The organism is Jeotgalicoccus psychrophilus DSM 19085 (assembly GCF_000425845.1).
GTDB lineage: Bacteria > Bacillota > Bacilli > Staphylococcales > Salinicoccaceae > Jeotgalicoccus > Jeotgalicoccus psychrophilus.
In genome coordinates, this window is sequence record NZ_AUEF01000007.1 from 66,889 (window position 1) to 86,260 (window position 19,372).

Consider the following 19,372-nt stretch of genomic DNA (forward strand, 5'->3'; position numbering starts at 1 on the left):
ACATATTTATGATGATCCGTTTAGCAGCACCAAGAGACGCACGGGGTATCGCACAAGTTCAGGTTGAAAGCTGGAATACTACGTATCCCGGCATTGTGCCTAAAAGTTATCTCGACAGTCTGGATGTAAAAAAGAGAGAGGAAATTTGGAAGCAGGCAGCGGTAAACCAGCCGCTCTATGTTGCCGAGCTCGACGGAGAAATTGTCGGCTTCGCTATCGGCGGAGAAAACAGAGATAAGGATACATATCCGGAATTCGACGGAGAACTGTATGCGATATATTCTTACGAACATGTTCATGGCAAAGGCGTAGGACGTGCCCTGTTTGAAAATGCTGTAAGAAATTTAGCGGAACGCGGTTATAAAAAAATGGTTATTGCCGTGCTGTCGGAAAATCCGACGGTGAATTTTTATAAACATATGGGCGGTTATTATCTCGGAGAAGAAACGATTACCATCGACGGAGTATCTATACAGGAATCATTTTACGGTTATGATGATATTACTAAGATATAAACATAGGGGATGAAACTAATGAAAGAAGAATTAATTGAACGTTTATCAAGATATGCAAAAATCGATACACAGTCGGACGCATCGAGTGAAACAGTGCCGTCGACGGACAAACAGTGGAATCTCTTAAAAGAACTGGAGACGGAACTGAATGCAATCGGCATGAGTGATGTTAACTTAGACGATAAAGGTTATCTGTTCGCAGCTCTGCCTGCAAATACTGAAGGTAAAAAGACAATTGGATTTTTAGCTCACGTTGATACTGCAACTGATTTTACAGGAACAAATGTTAAGCCGCAGCTCGTAAAATACGAAGGCGGCAGCATTACGCTTAACGACGCACTGGATATTGTACTGTCACCGGAACAGTTCCCGAATTTAAATAATTACAAGGGCCACACACTGATGACGACTGACGGTACCACATTGCTTGGTGCAGATAATAAAGCAGGTGTCGCAGAAATAGTAACAGCTGTAGAATATTTAATTAATCATCCAGAAATAAAACACGGTACAGTAAAAGTAGGATTTACACCAGATGAAGAAATCGGTCGGGGCCCGCATGACTTCGACGTTGAAAAATTCGATGCTGACTTCGCCTACACAGTCGACGGCGGTCCTTTAGGTGAACTGCAGTATGAAAGCTTTAATGCTGCAGGCGCAACAGTGAAAGTGACAGGAAACAGTGTCCATCCCGGCACAGCGAAAAATAAAATGGTGAATGCTGTCCGTATTGCAGCTGATATTATTACCGGTTTTGACGCGGACGACACACCTGAGAAGACAGCAGGCTATGAAGGGTTCAATCATATATCAAATTTCACAGGTGACGTGGAAACAGCAGAATTCAATATGATTATCCGTGACTTTGATACAGCATCATTTAAAGAACGTAAAGAAGCTGTAGAACAGAAAATTACTGACTTCCGGGATAAATATCCGGAAGCAGCAATAGAACTGGATATGGCCGACCAGTATTATAATATGAAAGAAATTATAGAAAAAGATATGACCATTGTAAATCTTGCTGAAGAAGCAATGAAATCATTGGAAATTGAACCGGTAATTCAACCAGTTCGCGGAGGAACAGACGGGTCGCAGCTGTCTTATAAAGGACTGCCGGCACCGAATATCTTTACAGGCGGAGAAAACTTTCATGGAAAATTTGAATTCGCTTCGATAGAGGATATGGAAAAATCGGCAAAGACAATTGTTAAAATCATTGAATTAAACGCAAAATAAAAAATGCCTTTGACTCCTAGGGGAATAGCATCAGCTTGAAACTACAGGTTCAAGCTGATGCCCCAGGAAAGCAAAGGCATTTTTTATATCAAAAGATATTACTATTAGTGATAAAAAATCGGCAGAGATTAATCTCTGCTGATTTTTTTCTTTTCGTCATTTATCGGACGTGCTTTAGCAAGCGACTTACCGATTGTATCTGTGGCATTAGACTGTTTCAAAAAGAACGAAGCGATAAGCGCTAAGAATAAGAAGCTTGTGCCAACGAGGAATGATAAGTTAATACCTTCCAGTGTTGCCTGGTTAATCATTGCTTCTGTAGGATTATCCATTTTGTTTACAGTAATATTTGTATATGTCTGCATTACTGTAATCAGGAGTGCAATTCCGATCGAGCCGCTGACCTGATTCAGCATACTGTTCAGTGATGAACCATGCGGCGTCAAGTGAGCCGGCAGTGAGTTCATACCGTTAGTCATTACAGGTGTATTGACCATCGTCATACCAAGAGCGCGAATCATATAAATTGTTAACAGATACGAGAATGATGTATCTATTTCGAGACGGCTCAGGAAGAATGTTGTGACAACTGCCATAGTCAGTCCGGTAATTGCCATTACTTTCGGTCCGTACATATCAAACAGCTTACCTGATACAGGACTCATCAGTCCCATAATCAATGCCCCGGGAAGCATTAAAAGACCTGTATCCAGCGGGCTCAGCCCCTGAATGTCCTGCATGAAAATAGGAATTAAAATCATTCCCGCAAATAATGCCATATTTGCGGCACCGATAATCAGTGAAGCAATTGTGTACATCCGGTATTTATATACTCTGAAGTCGAGCATCGGATGTTCCAGTTTGAACTGTCTCATGACATAAAGCGTAATAGCCGCAATACCCAAGAGCAGCGGAATTAACACGTTTGAGCTTGCCAGTCCATTCTCTCCTGCAGAACTTAAACCGTAAAGTACTCCGCCGAATCCGATAGTGGACAGGATAATGGAAGTTATATCAATATGTGCTTCCCGTTTCTGCTGTATTTCAGGAAGTTTCCAAAATCCGACAGCGAGAACGATAATCAGAATAGGAATCATCATATAGAAAAGCATATGCCATGAATAGTTTTCAACGACAACACCGGATACAGTCGGTCCGATTGCAGGTGCGAAGAACATCACTAAACTGAACAGTCCCATCGCGGTCCCGCGTTTATCAGGCGGGAAGCTGCTGATCATAATATTCATTAAAAGCGGCATCAGCATTGCAGAACCTGATGCCTGAATCATACGGCCTAAAATCAGAACGATAAAAGTCGGTGAGATTCCGGCAACGATAGTACCGAGAAGAAACAGCGACATGGCTGTTAGGAATAAAGTTCTGGCGCTGAATTTCTGCATCAAATATGCTGTGGTTGGTATGATAATACCGGAAACCAGCATATAGGATGTGGAAACCCATTGAACAGCTGAAGTGGAAATTCCAAAATCATTTTTGATTGCGGGAAGAGCGACATTTAAAAAAGTGTTCGATAAGAACGAGATGAAAGCACCGGATAATAAAATAATTATTAATTTGTAATCCGGTTTTTTCTGAGATATTTCAGACATTTATTTTCCCCTTTACCATAAAATCAATTTAACTATCATACCCCATATTAAATAAAATTTCATTAAAAAGATTTAACCTATGCGGTTATCAATCTGAATATAAATAAAGAAACCGATTGTAACTCCTAATAAGACTGAAATCGGCAAGGCATATGTGTCTGGTATTGATGGTAAGAAAGTTTCAATAACCCAGTGAATTCCTACAAAGCAAAGTGCCATAATAACGATAGAGCCTAAAACTCGGGTCATAATTCTCCTCCTTTTCGAAAATAACTGTATCTTTAAATCTTATCAAACCTTAAGGTAGACATGTGAGTAAAATACCTTGATAATATAAGGTAATCAGTATTAGTGGAGGGAAACTTATTATGAAGACAAATTTTCATAATTATGCCGAGGAGTATTTTAAACACAGAAATGATATTCCAAGTGTATTTTTTGAAGAACTGGCTAAGAGAAATGTCGACGTATCAGGAAGCAAAGTTGCAGACATCGGAGCCGGTCCGGGGTTCGTCAGTAAAGCATTGAGCGACTACGGTGCAATTGTCGATGCAGTTGAACCATCAGAAGAGTTTATTGAAATTGGCAAGAAATATGTCGGCAATGATGACAGAATCAGTTTTACTAAAGGTACTGCGGAAAAAACAGGCCTCGCAGATGATACGTATGATATTGTTATCGTAATGAGATCCTGGCATTGGTTTGACAGCGAGAAAGCAGCTAAAGAAGCGAGACGTATTCTTAAACCGGATGGCATTTTAATCGTCGCGGATATCGGATTTAAAGTTTCCAGCAAGATGATGAAAGACTCAATGAAAATTGTTAAGAAAAATTCCAAACACGAAGAATTAAAACCAGCCGGATCCAAAGATGATTCAATTCAAAAGATTAATGGTTTCCCTGTTGAATGGTTCAGCGACTGGCGTCATGAAAAATTAGATCTTGAAGAGTTCTTCAAACATGAATACAAAGTTAAGTTTACAGATCAGGAATGGCTCGGCAGATTGGGTACTTCATCATGGCTTGTCAGCTTTAAAAAGAAACAGATGGACAAGACAATGGGAAAAATTGCAGAACTGCTGAATTCCATGGACGACGAGAAAAAACATAAAGTCCCTCACGTATTGAATGTAGCAATATTAAGAAATAAACATAAGTAATATTTAGGTTAAAAAAGGGCGATTATTTCGCTCTTTTTTATTTTTCTGCTCAAAAAATGAAAACGTTTCAATACATAATTAATTAATGAAAACGATAACAATACGGGTTATTATGCGCAAGAATGAATAATGTATATAAGGTTTAAAAATATATAAAATTTTACTACATTAATTTATTTTTATAAGTGAATTAACTAAAAATTGGTAATAGATTTACTTTGATAAAATCATCACATAATCTTTGAAATACCTTGGTGTATATAGTATTATTAAGATACATAAAAGAGGTACAGAGAAATACTCTAATATAAAATTTCAAAAAGGAGGACTGAAAATGATTATATCTGATAAACTTACAGCAGAAGTTCGTATGCAGGAATATAAAGAAATTGCGTATAATAATTCAATTTTAATAGAGAAGAAAAGTAACGAAAAAGTTAAGCGTCCATTTTTAAATAAATTAATCAGCGCTTTATCTCTGTAATACCAGTTAAATATAAATGTTGCCATTCCTGAAGAGAGAGGAATGGCTTTTTTGTGTTTAAATTAAATTTAATTGCCACGATACACCGAACTGATCCTGAATCCATGCATAGCGTTTACTCACGTTATAGTCATCCAGCGGAATATGAATGGCTCCATTTTTCTTCAGCTTTCTGTACAGCAGTTCAATTTCATTTAAATTTTCACATTCAATATAGATAGACATACTTGGCGTAAATGTGAATTCAGAAGGTACTTCTGAATCGCGAATCATCAGATGCATTTCACCGATGCGTATAATTGCCTGCTGTACTTTATTTGAATCTGTATAGTTCACAAGCTGGATAATATCGAAGTGATGGAACACCTCTTTATAGTATTCAAGTGCTTCAAAGGCACGTCCCTCAAACGTTAGGAAGGGCATTGCTGCTCTCATTTTATTTTCCCCCTTTACAACTGATATAGTATTGTTTACAATTTTATGAGAACAGACTGATACAGTTTAAAAACTGTTACATATCTATATTTTATTATAACAGTTTGCTGCAGATGAAATTTGCAAAGGAGGCATTAAATGATTGCGTTAAATGGTGTTGTTAAACAGTACCAGGGCCAAAGTGGACCTTTCAGTGCTTTGGATAATATATCTGTTCACATAAAAGAAAGTGAAAAATTCGGTATTATCGGTGAGAGCGGATCGGGCAAGTCGACGCTTCTCCGCATGATTAATGCTTTAGAAACACCGGACGATGGAACAGTAATAGTAGATGGCGAAAATGTCAGCAGCCTGTCAGCGAAACAGTTAAGAAAATACCGCAAAAAAATAGGCATGATTTTTCAGCAGTTCAATTTGCTGAATAATAAGACAGTGGTGGAAAATATAATGCTGCCGTTAAAACTGCATAATTTTGAATCTTCTTTAAATATCGATGAAGTCTTGGCATTCGTCGGTTTGAGCGATAAGAAAGATAACTATCCGGGACAGCTGTCAGGCGGTCAGAAACAGCGTGTCGGCATTGCCCGCGCTTTAATTACGAATCCGAAAATCCTGCTGTGCGATGAGCCAACCAGTGCGCTGGATGAAAAAACAACGGACGAGATTGTCAGCGTGCTGAAACGTGCACACGAAGTATACGGAATGACGATTGTCGTCGTGACCCATGAATTGAATGTGATTAAGCAATTATGCGACCGGACACTGGTACTGGAAGAGGGCAGAATAATCGATACAATCGATATAAAACCGTCAGCTCATGCATTGTCGGACGCCTCATATTATGACCGTATAGTAGAGGTGCTGAAAAATGAGTGAGATAATATCAATTTATTTTGAGCGTGTTGCAGAATACTGGCCGAACTTATTAACCAGTTTGAATGAAACAGGAATTATGATGGGTTTCGCAATGGTTGCAGCAATAGTACTCGGACTGCCGCTCGGAACACTGCTTTACTTAACAGATAAAGATAAACCGTTACATAACAAATTTATTTACCATACGGCGAACGTTGTCGTAAATATCGTGCGGTCATTTCCATTTCTGCTGCTCGTTATTGCGATGCAGCCGCTGATACGGGAAGTTTACGGCCGGGCCACCGGAGACCCTGTTGCTGCATCATTTCCTCTGATGGTCATCGCGATTGCACTGTATGCAAGATTTGTGCAGCAGTCTCTTCTCGATGTGCCAAAAGGTGTTGTTGAAACAGCACAGGCGCTTGGAGCGTCAATACCGCAGCTGGTTTACCGATTCTTATTTGTAGAGGCAAGAAGCTCTCTAATCATCGGCTTCTCCACTGCGTTTGTAAGTTTTATTTCCTACTCAACAATAATGGGTGTTGTCGGAGGCGGGGGTATTGGTGACTTTGCAATCCGTTACGGTTATCAGCGCTATGAAACAGACATTATGTACACTGCGATTGTTATTATTATTATCTTTGTGCAGATTGCGCAGTGGTTCGGTTTATGGCTGGCAAGAAAAATAGATAAAAGATAAAAGGGGATTAGTATGATGAACAGAAAGTATTGGTTAGTGAGTGTTTTAAGTGCTTTTGTTTTAATGTTGGCAGCATGCGGCAATGGGGAAGAAACTGTTGAAGAAGATAATGAGATTACAGTTGTCGCACAGACGACACCAATGACGGATGTTGTTGAAATTGTCGCAGAAAATATCGATGAGCCCTACACGGTTAAGCTGGTAGAAGTTGCAGATAACATTCAGTACAATGAAGCAGTATTTAACGATGAAGCTGATGCAAGTTTCGCACAGCATGAACCGTTTATGGAACAGTTCAACGAAGAAAGTGATGCGGATTTAGTTGCAATGGAAGAGATTTATAATGCAATTGTCGGTTTCTATTCACCGGTATACGATTCAATCGATGAGCTGGAAGACGGGGCAGAAGTTGCAATTCCGAGCGATCCAACAAACGAAGCACGTGCATTGATGATACTCGATGAAGCAGGAATTATTACATTGGCTGACGACGTTACTTTCGAAGCATCTGTCGATGATATTGAAGAAAACCCTAAAGACCTTAAATTTACACATGTTGATCTGCTTAACTTAAGCGCATCTTATGAAGACGGCATTCCGTTAGTCTTTAACTATCCAACTTACATTGAGCCTATCGGCTTAACTCCTGAAGATGCAGTGCTGCTTGAAGACGATGATGAAAATACATTCGCACTACGCGTTGTTGCACGAGAAGGCAATGCAGATTCAGATAAAATCAAAGCGTTAAACAAAGCATTCACATCACAGGAGGTTTACGATTTCCTTGATGAACTTGCAGGAAAAGCACATCTTGAGCCTGCATTTGAACCAGGTGAGGAATAAATGAAGAAACTATTTCCATTATTCCTTATACTGACACTCTTCCTTGCAGCGTGCGGAAATGATGAAGAAAGTGCATCATCAGAAGAAGATACACATATCGTTATCGCTTCTCAATCTGAACCGCTGACATCTATGGTTGAAGTAGCGGCTGAAGTAATTGAAGAACCGTATACGATGGAGCTGCTGCCAGTAAACGACAATATTCAATATAATGAAGCAACATTTAATGATGAAGTCGACGGCAGTCTGAGCCAGCACGAACTGTATATGGAAGGTTTTAATGAAGAAGCGGGTGCTGATCTGGTTGCAATTCAGCCGGCTTACATTTCCAATGTCGGCTTTTACTCACCAGTTTACGATTCTATCGAAGAGATAGAAAATGGTGCAGAGGTCGCAATTCTAAGTGATCCGCCGAACGAAGCTCGTGCACTGCTGATTTTAGACAGTGCAGGAATCATTACTCTGGCTGAGGATACAGGAATCGATGCAGCAGTATCGGATATTGTTGAAAATCCTAAAGATCTTCAATTTACACCAGTCGACCTGTTTAACTTAACAGCAGCATACGAAGATGGTGTAGAACTGGTATTTGAACACCCCAACTTAATTGCGAATATCGGACTTTATCCGAAAGATGCAATTCTACTTGAGGATGAAGACGAAAAAAGATTTGCCTTCCAGCTGGTAACGCGTGAAGGCAAAGCAGATAGTAAAAAAATGCAGGCGGCAAAACGTGCGCTGGCATCTCAAGAAGTTTACGACCTCTTAATGGAGGAATCTGAACACGAGATGTTTACACCGGCGTTTGAACCTGGTCAGCCTGCAGAATAAATTTTTAATGAAAGCACCGAGTTTGACCTCCCTTACTCGGTGCTTTTTTATTTTGTTCAAATATTGTTATAATTAAGAAAACGCATACATTTCAAGGGGGATTATTGCATGTCAGTCACAGAAAAGCTTAAACAGTTTAAAGAAGAAATAGGAAAAGTAATTATCGGGCAGGATAAAGTGATTGAACTGGTATTCATCAGTTTGATTCAGGAAGGGCATATATTATTCGACAGTGTGCCGGGAACCGGGAAAACGGTATTGTCTAAAGCTGTCGCCGGGACAGTTGACGGGAAGTTTTCCCGTATTCAGTTTACGCCGGATGTATTGCCGACGGATATTACGGGAATGAATATGTATAATCCGAAAACACAGAGTTTTGATTTAAGGATGGGACCGGTGAATACAAATGTTCTGCTGGCTGATGAAATAAACAGAGCAACGCCGAGAACGCAGTCGGCACTGCTTGAAGTGATGGAAGAGCGTCAGGTAACGATTGACGGGGAGCGGGTTGAACTCGATGATTTATTTATCGTGCTGGCAACGCAGAATCCAATTGAATCGAGACAGGGTACATTTGACTTGCCGGAAGCCCAGATGGACCGTTTTCTGATGAAGATTACACTGAGCTATCCCGAACGGAATGAAGAACTGATGATGCTGGATATGCAAAGAGGTAAAAATTCTGTTACTGTCAATCCGGTGTTTACGAGGGAAGAAATTATGAATCTTCGCAAACAAGCAGCTGAAATACGTATTAACGATGCAGTGAAAGAATACATAATTGATATAGTGCAGGAGACGCGTGAGCATAAACATACGGCTCTCGGTGTCTCACCCAGGGGAACACTTGGTTTAATGCGTGCCGGGATGGGGGTTGCACTGATTAATAATCGTGACTACGTCACACCTGAAGATATTAAATATGCTGCACCTTATGTGCTGTCTCACCGGATAGTGCTTAATATAGAAGGGATGACACTCACTACGGGTGAGGGGCTGATTCAGGATATTTTAAATGATGTGCCTGTGCCGGTGGAATTTGGAGTGAGTCGTGATGAGGTATAAATACGACTACAGCGAAGCGCCTGCTGCGGCACTTTTTGCAGTTGTGGCTGCTGTACTGATTATTTTTGATATATTTTATGCTGCAACATTGAATCACTACATCGTATTTATACTCGGGATTATATTATCCGGTATGGTGCTGAACAGAATTTACGAAAAAAATGTTATGAAAAATATGAAGATCGATATTATTAACGATGAGGTCAGGCATTATAAAGGCGAGTCCGGAGTGGTAAAAATCCGCATCGCACAAAGTGGAATAATGCCGGTGTTAGGTGCGGAAATGACAATCACTGCCGGTAATGATATTAAATTTACTAAGGACCAGGCCTTAAAGATACGCCAGCAGACCGAAACTAAGGCAGTATTTACAGTACTGCCGAAAAAAGAAACTGTTATTGAAGTACCGTATACCGCAGCCAGGCGCGGAGTGAGTTATATCGTTGAGAGCCGTATAAAGATTCCGCGTATATTCGGTTTCGGGCATATGGATTTAAAACAAGTCGGTCCGGCAAAACATGAGATTATGATTTACCCTGATAAGTTTGCTGTCCATAATGAACCGATTAAATTCAAAATAGCGCAGGGACTGTTTAAAAATAATGAATCGCTGTATAACGATCCGCTTTTAACACTCGGCAACAGAGAGTATATGGATATGGATTCCTTCAGGGATATCAATTGGAAACAGTCAGCAAAAACCGGCAGTCTGCAGTCGAAAATTTACGAGAAGACAACTTATACCGAGTGGCTGATTCTTGTTAATCTGCGTTCTGAATCTGTTTTTGCTCCGCCTAAAAATATTGAAACGATATTTGAAAAACTTAGTTTTTTAACAGGGGAAATAGCAAAGGAAGATATTACGTACAGTCTGATTGCGAATATGAAGACTTTCGATGAAGGCAGTTATTTCAGAATTGATGAGTTAAATGGGATTAAGAGTTACAGGCCTGTGCTGGAGGCACTGGCAAAAATTAAAACAGTTACTTTTACGATAGCGTTTGAACGGTTTTTAAATCATGTCAGACTGTATGAAAAAGTACCGTCGCATATTATTTTTACAGGAGAGACGGATGCTCTGATTGACAGAGAGCTTGCGTATTTTTTACATCGGGGCATCACTGTATACCAGCTGAATGAAAATGGACTCGAACGCTACGGGAAAAAAGCGGCTGCAGCTAAGGCGGTGACTCTATGAACAGAGTAAAGTACTATTCGCATTTTGTATTTTATTTCATAGTGGAAATGTTCGTTCCGGTTTTTATCGGAATCCTGATTAATATTCATAATACCGCAGCACATGAGAGTCATGTCCTGCCGCTCGCTGCGGTTCTTTTAGTACTGCTGGTGCTGAGTCATATTATTGCGGGGAGATGGCAGTTATCCTATGTGTACTTTCTCGTACCGTTCGGAATTTTGCTGTTAATGATTTTTGGATCCTACTGGCTGACAGCTTTTTTAGTAACGGGTTTTGCAGTATGGACGCTCGAACAGCTGCACGATAATATTAACAATCATTATAACGATAAGATGCTGATAATCATGCTCGTGCTTCTTATTATAATTAATCTGATTAATACACCGGTTTTACAAGCACATCAGCTGCTCATTCATTTAACTGCTATCGGCATGTTTGTGTTCTACTTTTTAGGAAGAATTATTATGCTGATGACAGGAAGCGGCTACCGGTTCAGTTCAAGGATACAAATATTTATAATGTCGTCACTCTTATTAATCGGTGCAGCTGCATTGTTTACAGGTTTGTATAAGTACGCTGTATTTGCTATTCATACAATATTTATCTTTCTATTAAACGGGTTTATTATGCTGCTGAGACCATTCTTCTCATATTTAGAAACGGTAGAGTTTAAATTCCCCGAGATGGAACAGGAGCAGATGGAAGTGAATGAAGACGGCGATGCTGTAGAGGAGTCATTTGAGGGGACCGCTGCGCTCGGTAATGTGCCCGTAATGACGATTTTATTAATACTGCTTGCTGTCGTTATTACAATCTTCCTTATAATGTACTTTAAGAAACGAAGCAGTCCAAAAAAAGAAAGTTCTGAAGCTGCGGCATACAAAACGTTTGTGACAGACGGCAGTCTTGAAAATTATAAAGAAAAGGGCAGAGCACCCGACAGTAAAGTAAGAAAACAGTATTATGCTTTTGAGAAATGGCTCGCTAAAAGAGATCTTGGACGTTATCACGGGGAAACAATCGATGAGTGGGTAACGAGAGTCGGACTCACTGAAGAAATAGATGAAGGTATGCTGGAACGTTATAAAAAATACCGTTATGACAGCAAAGAATTAACGTCAGAGGAATTCGGTGAATTTAAAGAAATGATTAAGGATTTTAAGAAGAAACTCGTCATTAAAAACAATTAATTCAGAAAATTCCTGCTATGGAAACGTAATCATATTTATTTATTGTTTGAATTGTCGTATAATTCGAACAATACCTTAAAAGGGGGAAGAAATATGATTGAAGAACCATTAGTTGCAACCGTCATGCTGTTTGCTTTACTGGCACTTGGTGAAGTGATCTCGATTTATTCGAGAGCGCGTATTCCTATGCTGATGACAGCAATGATCGGTTTTCTATTATTAACATGGACAGGGGTATTCCCTGAGAATATTTTAGAATTATCTACACTGCCGGCACTGGGTGCATTATTAATCGGGCCGCTGATTATACATATGGGAACTTTGATGCCTCTAAGTATATTGAAAAAACAATGGCGTGCAGTTGTAATATCACTGAGCGGATTAATTGGTGCGCTGTCTTTAGTGCTGTTAATCGTCCCTATGGTTTTTGATTTTGAAACTGCAGCGAGCGGCGTCGGTCCGATATCGGGCGGAGTTGTAGCATTATTAATTACGACTGAGAAACTGACAGAAATCGGACTGACAGCAATGATAGTCGTTCCGGTTTTAATCGCAGCATTCCAGACACCAATCGGCATGCCGTTAATCGCGTTCTTCTTAAAACGCTATGCAGGCCACTATGTCAGTACGACTAAGGTGACAGAAGATGAAATTGCTGCGCAAAAAGAAGAAGAAGTACCGGTAAGGTTTAATCTTTTGAAAAATAATATTATCTTATTATTTACAGTGTTTGTTCTGGCAGCAGCCGCTACAGTATTAAGCGAATGGACAGGTCTTCACTTTACGTTATTCTGTCTGCTGTTTGGTATTTTAATGCTGAATGGAAGACTGTTTCCGCAAGGTGTCTTGGAAAAATCAAATTCATTCAGTTTTATGATGGTGGCGCTAATATTTGTCATCATCGGCACGATGGGCGGAATTACGCCTCAGGACGTTATTAATAATATACCTGCAGTGCTCTTAATATTAGTCTGCGGTGTCGGAGGCCTGGCGATTGGCGGGTTTATCGCGTCGAAAGCAGTCGGCTGGCATCCGTTTAAAGGAATGCCGATTGCGCTTACAGCACTCGTTGGATTCCCGGGGGACTATATTATTTGCGAAGAAGTATCACGCAGTACTACTGATAATCAGGTAGACGAAACACGTGTATTTAATGAGATTGTGACACCGATGCTGATTGGCGGATTTGTTACCGTAACAGTCGCATCTGTAGTAGTTGCATCATTTGTTATGGGAATGTTATAAAAAAGGGGCTATTATATAATGAGTAAATTAATCGTAGAAAATATCAATTTAATTGACGGTAGCGGTGCTGACGTTAAAGAAAATGTCACGGTCGTTATTGAGGATGGCAAGTTCACACATATTGGCACTGCTGTTGAAACAAATAGTGCAGAGGTTATTGACGGACAGGGTAAATACATGCTGCCGGGCATGATCGATACGCATGTGCATTTATCGACAGAATTTAAACCGCTCACAGAACGTGTTGCGACTCCATTTTCATATCATTTTTATGAAGCGGCTCAATATGCAGAAAGAACGATCAATGCAGGTATAACAACAGTGAGAGATGCACTTGGAAGCTCGCTTGGATTCAAACAGGCAATCAATGACGGTTTAATCGTCGGACCACGAATGCAGGTTTCTATCAATGCATTATCGATCACGGGAGGTCACGGTGACGGCTACAATTATTCAGGTGTGGATCTCGGCATTGTGAGACCGTATGAAGGAATGCCGGATGGTATTGCTGATGGTGTTGAAGAAGTCCGCAAAAAAACACGTGAATTACTGCGTGCCGGAGCAGATGTGATTAAAGTTATGGCAACGGGCGGAGTTTCAAGCCCGACAGATCATCCTAAATTTACACAGTACTCGCTGGATGAATTAAAAGTAATCGTCGAAGAAGCGCAGTTTAGAAATGGTGTTAAAGTTATGGCCCACGCGCAGGGGCTTGAAGGTATTAAAAATTGTGTTGAAGCAGGAATTCATTCGATTGAACACGGCATATATTTAGATGATGAAGTAATTGAGCAGATGAAAGTAAAAGGAACTTATTTAGTGCCAACACTGCTGGCGCCGGTGTCAGTAATAGAATTTGCTGATGAACTCGGAATTTCCGCAGTAGGACTGCAGAAATCAAAAGAAGTTATGGATGACCACAGAGCGAGCTTTAAGAAAGCATATGATGCGGGTGTAAATATTGCGATGGGTACAGATGCCGGAGTATTTAAACACGGCACGAACCTGCGTGAACTTGAACTTATGGTGGAGTCGGGAGCTACACCGATGGACGCAATCGTTATTTCAACTAAAAATGCTGCTGAATGTATGGAGATTGAAGATCTTGGTCTTGTTAAAGAAGGTTACATTGCAGACTTTATTCTAACTGAAAATAACCCGCTTGAAGATATTGGGATTCTAAAAAATAACGATGAAATTAAAGTTGTGGCGAAAGAAGGGAAAATACTGAAAAGCATATAATAAAAAGTAAGCCGTCCGCTGTGACGGCTTTTTTCATGCGTTGAAAGATATGTTAAAGTAATATAACATAGAAAAAGTATAAGTAATCAAAGGGGGATATGCATGAAAATCAGAAAAGCTTTAAAGAATACCCGGTTCGAAAAGATAAGACTATCATTTAATTCAGAGTTCACTGTACAGACGTTAATTAACGTTCTGACCATCATCGTAGGATCATTTCTCTTCGCTATCGGGGTTAACAGCTTTATGATTGCAGGAAACCTCGGTGAGGGCGGTTTCATCGGTCTCTCGATTATTTTATTTTATGCCTACGGTATACCGACAGCATTATCAAACTTAATAATGAACTTCCTTATACTTATCGTCGGCTTTAAGTTTTTAGGCAGACGCGCGATGCTGTATACAATATTTACGATTCCAATGACATCGCTTTCCCTGTGGGTAACGGAATCCTGGCATATACAAACAGACGAAATTTTAATCAATACAGTCTTTGGCGGACTGTTTATCGGTATGGGGATCGGGTTAATTATCCGTATTGGTTCAACTACAGCAGGGACGACAATTTTAGCAAAGATGGCTAACAAATTTTTAGATGTCAACGTTTCATATGCACTGCTGTTCTTCGATTTAATTGTAATTACAATCGGACTGACAGTAATGTCCCTTGAGCAGGTGCTCTTAACAGTTATCGCCTTATATATCGCAACAAAAGTCATGGACTTCATTATTGAAGGTATGAATCCGAAAAAGGCAGTCACGATTATCTCAAGAGATCCGGACCTGCTTGCAAACTTAATCAATACGAAAATACATCGTGGTGTTACGATATTAGACGGACACGGCTACTATTCAAAAGAAGAAAAAGATATATTATTTGTTGTTATTAATAAATCACAGCTTAACCGCTTGAAACGACTTATTAAAGCGAATGACGATCAGGCGTTTGTCGTCGTGCACGATGTAAACAGTGTACTTGGAAATTACCTGATTTAATATATTTAAAAGCGCTGGACCAAAAATATTTCTAAAACTAATAATCCGTACGTTAGACTCCTTGGAGAATAACGTACGGATTTCGTCTATAACAAATATTTTTTATTTTCTCAGGGCTTTTGTCCCCGCCCTTTTTATCGTTTAACAGCACTTAAAAGTACAGCTTCTCCCTGGAACGATTCAATTTGATTATCCTGCTCCTCGATTCGGAATTTTCGTTTTACATCTTCATTAGCGTTCACCATAATATCAGTAAGTTTTTCAATCTCATCATTGGTTAGATGCATACGGGTACACCAGTCTTCAAACTCAAAGTGTTTCTCAAAACGGTGCATTTCGGAAATTTCAAAGTTTTCCAGTTCGAGCATTTGGAACCACTCCGATTTTTTCCACGCCCTGAAGTGACTATAGTCACGCAGCTTTTCGATTTTATTATAGAAATGGTCAAATTCATCTTTTTCAGGAGCGGCATTGTCATTCAAAAGAAAACGACCGCCAGGTTTAAGAACACGGGAGACTTCCTTTATGAATTCTGTAATATTTGGGAAGTGATGGGGCGCAATACGGCAAGTAACAATATCAAATGTCTCATCCTCAAAAGGCATGTTCTCAGCATCGCCTTCGACAAATTCTACATTGGTATGGCCGTTACCCGTAATGAATTTTTCGGCAGAAGCAAGCATTTCCGGTGTGAGATCGAGAGCAGTTACACGCTTAACAAGCGGAGCGAGCGCATTCGCTGTATGTCCGCCGCCTGTCGCAGCATCGAGTGCAAGGTCCGACTTTTCAGTCTGTGCCATTTCTATTAATGTATTCAAATCACCGCCAAGACGGTGTATTTTACTGCTGACGTAAGAATCAGCACTCCTTGCGAACTGTTTTTTAACATCTTCTTTAATATCCATAAATACCATCCCCTTATCATTTTATGACTGAATAATTAGATATCTATTTCTATTTAATTTTATCACCATTATATAATAAGTAAAGATTTCAATATTATTAAAATGTATAAATTTAAGTTATGTATATGAGGGGCTAAAGTTTAAATCGGACTGTGTATATTGAAGTAAATGATGTAAACAATCAGCCACACAACAAACCATATTATAATTTTCATACGCATAAAGAGTGTCTTAAAGACATAATGTGACAGCACATAGGCGATGACAGATACAGATAGAAATCGCAGCAGCCTTGCTGGAATTGTAAATACGAGAAACAGTAAGATTCCTGTATGCTCCGGGGCAGCTGAAGCAAATAGTTTATATGGTACACCGAAGAGCGGGCCAGTGATCAGTGCGGTAAATGTGTTGTCTGACATAGAGCTATGGACATGTTCTATCATATAATCATGAACAGCAGGAATGCTGAGCATCATTGTTTCGACAGACTCAGAATGCAGACTGCTCCATATAAATATTATTATACCGCCGAGCATTGCCCCCGAGACGGCGACTATATTCGCATATACAACATATTTAAATCTTTTCGTACGAAGCGCATACAGCGACAAAATCACATCCGGAATGATAAAAAACCACGTTGCTTCAGCGAGTCCCCATATAAATATAATTATTATCATTACCATTCGCTAAATTGTCCTTCCTTCTGCAAGGCGTCCATACGTTCATTCATTTCAACCATAAAATCATTGCGGTTGTCGGTATAGAAAAATATATCTCCGACAAAGATATCAACAAAGAACGGCACAAAAACAAATGAACCTTTCGGCAGTGCTTTACCAAGACCGTGAATAAACAGCGGAACTATTGGCACTTCCGGTTTTTCACGCATTAGATAATAAATACCGCTCTTATATTTACTCAGCTGTTCTGCTTCACCGCGGGATCCTTCAGGAAATAATATAATAATGCCGTCGTCGTCCAGGGCTTCAAGTACAGGCTTGAACATTCCTCTGAAGTCGCGTGTCATTTTCCGTTCTATCGGAATAATGTTCATGACTTTCGTCGAGAAGAAGGCGAGGAACTTATTCTTCATAAAATAATCACCCGCTGCAACTGGGCGGACCTTCGCAAAGCTTTTCCCTCTGAATAAAGACATCAGCACTAGTGTATCGAGATGACTGTTATGGTTTGCAATAATTACACAGGGTCCTTTATCCGGCAGCTTATGTTTTCTTCTAATATTTAAACCTAAGATAAATAATATGACTGGTCTTACTAACAGAGCAAACAGTATATTTTTCATAATCATCACCTAAAAGTAGAAGTATCTCGTAAAGTGGAAAAACAGCGGTGCTGTATATGTCAGTGAATCCACACGGTCCAGTATCCCGCCGTGCCCGGGAATGATTGCTGAAGTATCCTTAATATTTAAATCGCGTTTTAATGCAGAGATATTAACGTCGCCGATAAAACCAGTTAAGCCGATGTACAAGCCGGCGATGATGCTCGCAAGAAGAGAGAATGGTGTAATTAAGGGAGCTAAAATAACAGCGAGTACTGTTGTAGTCAGCACGCCGCCGATAAATCCGGCCCACGTTTTGTTCGGAGATACTTTTGGAATAATTTTCTTTTTGCCGAGTAATTTCCCCCATATAAACTGTGCAACATCGTTCGCCTGTGTAAGGACTACTAAAAACAGTACAAGACCCGCACCGGCGACGCTGTCCTCACGTCCTGGCAGAACGAGCAAAAAGGCCAGATGAGACAGTCCGAAAACCATAAGCATGACTCCCCATTGCACCGTTGCGATGGAACGGAGAAAGTTTTTAGTTTCCCCGACAATAATTGCCTGAATAGGAATAAGCAGAAACATATAGACAGGAATGAACACGATAAACATTCCGTACCATCCTAGATATATTAAAGAGAACTGTACAGGAATCGTCATATACGCCCAGAACAGAACAAGCCGGTGTGCGCGGTTAAACGGAATGAGTGAAAAATATTCTTTTAAAGCGAGGAAACAAAGCAGTGCCATAAAGATGAGTGAAATTGTTGAATGAATAATCAGAGCGAATGTAAAAATGATGAACATTACCCACCATGAACGGATGCGCATCTCAACTTCTTTCAATCCGCTCGAGTTATTTTTCTGCTTCATTATTTTAGTAATAAGCGTAGAAATTATCAGCACAGCAACAATGCCAATTAAGACGTACAGGACTTCATCTGTCAGTAAGTTTATATTCATTGTGTTTCCTCCAGTCCGCCGACTGTGCGTTTATAAATATTAACTGCTATTAATATTGAGGCGATAATGAACACGATATGCAAGTATGGTTCGAGCGGTACATTGAAAAGGAGGAATACTGCAACAGCACCGATTAAAAATGCGCGGTCGCTTTTACCCATCGGTCCATCATAACGCCGTTCACCTGAATTGACTTCCGACAGCACTCCTGCCATTTCACTAATAATTGATAGTGAGATAAAAATAATTACGCTCACCGGTAAGGTTTGAGTGAGGAGTAAAAAAGGAATGAATAATGCAGTATCACTGATGACATCTGTCAGTTCATTTAAAACTTTTCCGAGGCGGCTTTGTAAGCTGAATTTTTTAGCGAGAACACCGTCAATAGCGTTCATCGCCATACGGACAAACATGAATACCGGAATGACAGCATAGATCCATGATGATTCATAATTAAAATAAAAAAGCACACCTATAATTATTGATAATAGGCATGCTGATATTGTCACCTGATTCGGGGTGACATGATTTTTGTGAAGAAGATTTACGAGCGGCATAAGCATCTGCTGGAATTTTGGTTTTAATTCATAAATGCTGATCATTTA

Annotated in this window: 22 protein-coding genes; 14 read left to right on the top strand and 8 right to left on the bottom strand. The window is 39.9% G+C overall.

Translation table 11 applies throughout. The features are described 5' to 3' along the window. The first annotated feature begins 8 nt into the window (after window positions 1-8). Window positions 9-515 (top strand): GNAT family N-acetyltransferase, encoded by a 507-nt coding sequence (locus tag H625_RS0103105; RefSeq protein WP_051238949.1) that lies wholly within the window; start codon window positions 9-11, stop codon window positions 513-515. 18 nt (window positions 516-533) lie between these two features. Next, window positions 534-1,754 carry a peptidase T gene (gene pepT / locus H625_RS0103110; protein WP_026858608.1) on the top strand — a complete coding sequence of 407 codons (1,221 nt, stop codon included), beginning with the start codon at window positions 534-536 and terminating at the stop codon, window positions 1,752-1,754. A gap of 128 nt (window positions 1,755-1,882) precedes the next feature. Here pepT and H625_RS0103115 read toward each other — a convergent pair whose 3' ends face one another. Both H625_RS0103115 and H625_RS13710 read right to left on the bottom strand, forming a co-directional pair. After that, on the bottom strand, window positions 1,883-3,364 hold the full coding sequence (locus tag H625_RS0103115) for a DHA2 family efflux MFS transporter permease subunit (protein WP_026858609.1): 1,482 nt from the start codon (window positions 3,362-3,364) through the stop codon (window positions 1,883-1,885). A gap of 72 nt (window positions 3,365-3,436) precedes the next feature. After that, a complete protein-coding gene (locus tag H625_RS13710) occupies window positions 3,437-3,613 on the bottom strand; it encodes a hypothetical protein (RefSeq protein ID WP_169516108.1) in 177 nt (58 codons plus the stop codon). Between the two features lie 119 nt (window positions 3,614-3,732). Here H625_RS13710 and H625_RS0103125 point away from each other — a divergent pair, with 119 nt between their 5' ends. After that, window positions 3,733-4,524, top strand: a complete 792-nt coding sequence (locus H625_RS0103125) for a class I SAM-dependent methyltransferase (RefSeq protein WP_026858610.1) — start codon at window positions 3,733-3,735, stop codon at window positions 4,522-4,524. 334 nt (window positions 4,525-4,858) lie between these two features. After that, the gene (locus tag H625_RS13555; RefSeq protein ID WP_156897178.1) at window positions 4,859-5,008 is read left to right on the top strand and encodes a hypothetical protein; all 150 of its coding nucleotides are present in this window, start codon (window positions 4,859-4,861) and stop codon (window positions 5,006-5,008) included. A 57-nt stretch (window positions 5,009-5,065) separates the two neighbouring features. Here the strand turns inward: H625_RS13555 and H625_RS0103135 are convergent, their stop codons facing one another. Then, the gene (locus H625_RS0103135; protein ID WP_026858611.1) at window positions 5,066-5,443 is read right to left on the bottom strand and encodes a VOC family protein; all 378 of its coding nucleotides are present in this window, start codon (window positions 5,441-5,443) and stop codon (window positions 5,066-5,068) included. Between the two features lie 138 nt (window positions 5,444-5,581). Here H625_RS0103135 and H625_RS0103140 point away from each other — a divergent pair, with 138 nt between their 5' ends. The 10 genes from H625_RS0103140 (at window position 5,582) to H625_RS0103185 (ending at window position 15,608) form a co-directional block, all read left to right on the top strand. Then, complete coding sequence (locus tag H625_RS0103140; protein WP_026858612.1) at window positions 5,582-6,319, top strand: methionine ABC transporter ATP-binding protein; 738 nt, start codon at window positions 5,582-5,584, stop codon at window positions 6,317-6,319. Continuing rightward, window positions 6,312-6,998, top strand: a complete 687-nt coding sequence (locus H625_RS0103145; RefSeq protein WP_026858613.1) for a methionine ABC transporter permease — start codon at window positions 6,312-6,314, stop codon at window positions 6,996-6,998. The genes H625_RS0103140 and H625_RS0103145 overlap by 8 nt, the downstream gene beginning before the upstream one ends. A 15-nt stretch (window positions 6,999-7,013) precedes the next feature. Continuing rightward, a complete protein-coding gene (locus tag H625_RS0103150) occupies window positions 7,014-7,841 on the top strand; it encodes a MetQ/NlpA family ABC transporter substrate-binding protein (protein WP_026858614.1) in 828 nt (275 codons plus the stop codon). Beyond that, window positions 7,842-8,672 (top strand): MetQ/NlpA family ABC transporter substrate-binding protein, encoded by an 831-nt coding sequence (locus H625_RS0103155; protein WP_026858615.1) that lies wholly within the window; start codon window positions 7,842-7,844, stop codon window positions 8,670-8,672. It abuts the gene before it with no gap. 108 nt (window positions 8,673-8,780) lie between these two features. Then, entirely contained in the window at window positions 8,781-9,737 is a 957-nt protein-coding gene (locus tag H625_RS0103160) for an AAA family ATPase (RefSeq protein ID WP_026858616.1), read from the top strand. Next, window positions 9,727-10,935: a DUF58 domain-containing protein gene (locus H625_RS0103165; RefSeq protein ID WP_026858617.1), complete on the top strand. Its 1,209-nt coding sequence runs from the start codon at window positions 9,727-9,729 to the stop codon at window positions 10,933-10,935. Before H625_RS0103160 ends, H625_RS0103165 begins: the two co-directional genes overlap by 11 nt. Beyond that, window positions 10,932-12,125, top strand: coding sequence for a DUF4129 domain-containing protein (locus H625_RS0103170; protein ID WP_026858618.1), 1,194 nt, complete (start codon window positions 10,932-10,934; stop codon window positions 12,123-12,125). Before H625_RS0103165 ends, H625_RS0103170 begins: the two co-directional genes overlap by 4 nt. A 93-nt stretch (window positions 12,126-12,218) precedes the next feature. Then, window positions 12,219-13,370, top strand: coding sequence for a hypothetical protein (locus H625_RS0103175; RefSeq protein WP_026858619.1), 1,152 nt, complete (start codon window positions 12,219-12,221; stop codon window positions 13,368-13,370). Window positions 13,371-13,388: 18 nt separating this feature from the next. Further along, a complete protein-coding gene (locus H625_RS0103180) occupies window positions 13,389-14,612 on the top strand; it encodes a metal-dependent hydrolase family protein (RefSeq protein ID WP_026858620.1) in 1,224 nt (407 codons plus the stop codon). 102 nt (window positions 14,613-14,714) lie between these two features. Further along, window positions 14,715-15,608 carry a YitT family protein gene (locus H625_RS0103185; RefSeq protein ID WP_084135704.1) on the top strand — a complete coding sequence of 298 codons (894 nt, stop codon included), beginning with the start codon at window positions 14,715-14,717 and terminating at the stop codon, window positions 15,606-15,608. Window positions 15,609-15,742: 134 nt separating this feature from the next. Here the strand turns inward: H625_RS0103185 and H625_RS0103190 are convergent, their stop codons facing one another. From H625_RS0103190 to H625_RS0103210, 5 genes are all read right to left on the bottom strand, one after another. Then, window positions 15,743-16,513, bottom strand: a complete 771-nt coding sequence (locus H625_RS0103190; protein ID WP_026858622.1) for a class I SAM-dependent methyltransferase — start codon at window positions 16,511-16,513, stop codon at window positions 15,743-15,745. Window positions 16,514-16,653: 140 nt separating this feature from the next. Then, window positions 16,654-17,193, bottom strand: a complete 540-nt coding sequence (locus H625_RS12455) for a hypothetical protein (protein ID WP_169516109.1) — start codon at window positions 17,191-17,193, stop codon at window positions 16,654-16,656. Further along, a complete protein-coding gene (locus H625_RS0103200) occupies window positions 17,193-17,819 on the bottom strand; it encodes a lysophospholipid acyltransferase family protein (protein ID WP_035785081.1) in 627 nt (208 codons plus the stop codon). The genes H625_RS12455 and H625_RS0103200 overlap by 1 nt, the downstream gene beginning before the upstream one ends. Before the next feature lie 9 nt (window positions 17,820-17,828). Continuing rightward, window positions 17,829-18,767: a phosphatidate cytidylyltransferase gene (locus H625_RS0103205; protein WP_026858624.1), complete on the bottom strand. Its 939-nt coding sequence runs from the start codon at window positions 18,765-18,767 to the stop codon at window positions 17,829-17,831. After that, window positions 18,764-19,369 (bottom strand): CDP-alcohol phosphatidyltransferase family protein, encoded by a 606-nt coding sequence (locus tag H625_RS0103210; protein WP_026858625.1) that lies wholly within the window; start codon window positions 19,367-19,369, stop codon window positions 18,764-18,766. Before H625_RS0103210 ends, H625_RS0103205 begins: the two co-directional genes overlap by 4 nt. Window positions 19,370-19,372: the final 3 nt, after the last annotated feature.